Origin of the sequence: Dyadobacter sp., assembly GCF_051859145.1 — a bacterium.
Classification (GTDB): domain Bacteria; phylum Bacteroidota; class Bacteroidia; order Cytophagales; family Spirosomataceae; genus Dyadobacter.
Genome location: NZ_JBHYGF010000598.1, coordinates 1 through 1,782 on the forward strand (window position 1 = coordinate 1; position 1,782 = coordinate 1,782).

The window sequence follows — 1,782 nt, forward strand, 5'->3', positions numbered from 1 at the left end:
CTCCTACAGCAAAAAAAACTTGACAAGCGAATTTTTTCGTATTAGTTTTATTTGGTTTTTAGTTTGTTGATGAAGTGTAATTTGACACGCGGGTTCATTTTGAAACCTGCGTGTTTTCATTTTATGCCAATCCGATATTCAAACCGCTTTTTTCAGTGCTTCTTCCTGTAGCTGTAAGTCATGCAGCTTTTCCAATCCAACCTTCAAGTTTTGCAATTGTTTTCAGCACCTTACTAACTCACCTGTTGAGTTATCAGAAAAAATAATGCCGCTCCCGGCGCCAGCTTTTTGCCTCTTCTAGTTACAGTTTCCATTACCTCAACTTTGATTAAGTAATAAAAAACTAAAAATTTTCATGTAACCGTGGGTACTTTTTGCCGGGTTCGTACTCATCGTTCACAACATCTTGTCAAATTCTCTTGATGTTCCCTGCAATTATTCTTCATCAACCCAATTGCCTATGAGTTGAAACCATTGCAAATAAAAAACGGTGATGCTGGTAACATCACCGTTTGAACTGCATGCCCGGCTACTTCCTGTCTGGTAAACCGGACCGGGCTGCACAAGGAATTACTCACTGTAAAACAAGCTCAATCCTTAATCAAAAGTATGAAAAAACTGCGACTGCTAAGTCTGCAAGGCTTACTGCCGTGCATGATCCCTGCTTTGTGCCTGATGATCTTCCTCACAGGTACAGCGAGCGCCCGCTCCAAGTCATTCGATACAAACCCCATTACCCCGACTGCCGATACGCTCATTGTCAAAGGACAGGTATTCGATGGAAGTGAACCGCCCGTTGCATTGCCGGGCGTTACGGTTCAGGTCAAGAAAACAGATCGGGGCGTGACCACCGATCCCAATGGGAATTTTGAGATACAAACAAACATCGGCGATACGCTGGTTTTCACCTTTGTTGGTCTTGATCCAAAAGAACTGCCTGTTTTGAGCACAAAAAACATGGTAGTCTCACTAAAAGAAAAAAATACTGCCCTGAACGAAGTTGTAGTCACCGGCTATTCGGAACAAAAAGCCCGCAACCTGGCGAATGCAATCGGTAAGCTCGACGTGAAAGCCGCAGTCGCCAATAAGCCGATTACCCAACTTTCGCAGGCATTACAAGGCGGTGTAACTGGTCTTACGGTTATGCAGGGAAGCGGAATGGCAGGCGAAGACCGTTCCAATATCCTGATCAGGGGAATATCAACGATCGGCAACTCCTCCCCTCTGGTGCTGGTGGACGGTGTTCCATTCGACATTAACTCCGTCGATCCCACGACGGTCGAGAGCATTACGGTACTAAAAGATGCAGCCGCAGCTTCCATTTACGGCGCTCGGGCAGCCAATGGCGTGATCCTGGTAACAACCAAACGGGGTATTCCAGGAAAGCTATCTGTTACTTACGACGGTTACGCCGGCGTGCAGAATGCCACTTACCTGCCCAAATTCGTTGATGCACCCAAGTATATGGAAATGGTCAACGAAGCCTACGCAAACATCGGCGGACTGGAACCTTACAGCGGCGAAACCATTCAAAAAACCAGAGAAGGCAACGATCCAGTCGCTTACCCGAATACGAATTGGTCGGAACTGATGCTTAACAAGAACCCGATCATTCAGAGTCACTCGGTAAGTATCTCCGGCGGAAACGAATTGGCCCGCTTCGCGGTAAGTGGCAATTATTTATATCAGGACGGATTGACGCCGAAGCGTGATTATGAAAGATTTTCATTCCGGGCCAATACGGGGGTAACACTTACGAAGAATGTATCAATGTTGCTGGAC

The 1,782-nt window shown here is 46.2% G+C and carries 1 protein-coding gene; it reads left to right on the forward strand.

Annotated features, from left to right (window positions below; all coding sequences use genetic code 11):
• Positions 1-609 precede the first annotated feature (609 nt).
• The coding region (locus ACTIE6_RS26370; protein WP_439559474.1) for a SusC/RagA family TonB-linked outer membrane protein at positions 610-1,782 on the forward strand (1,173 nt) is incomplete at its 3' end.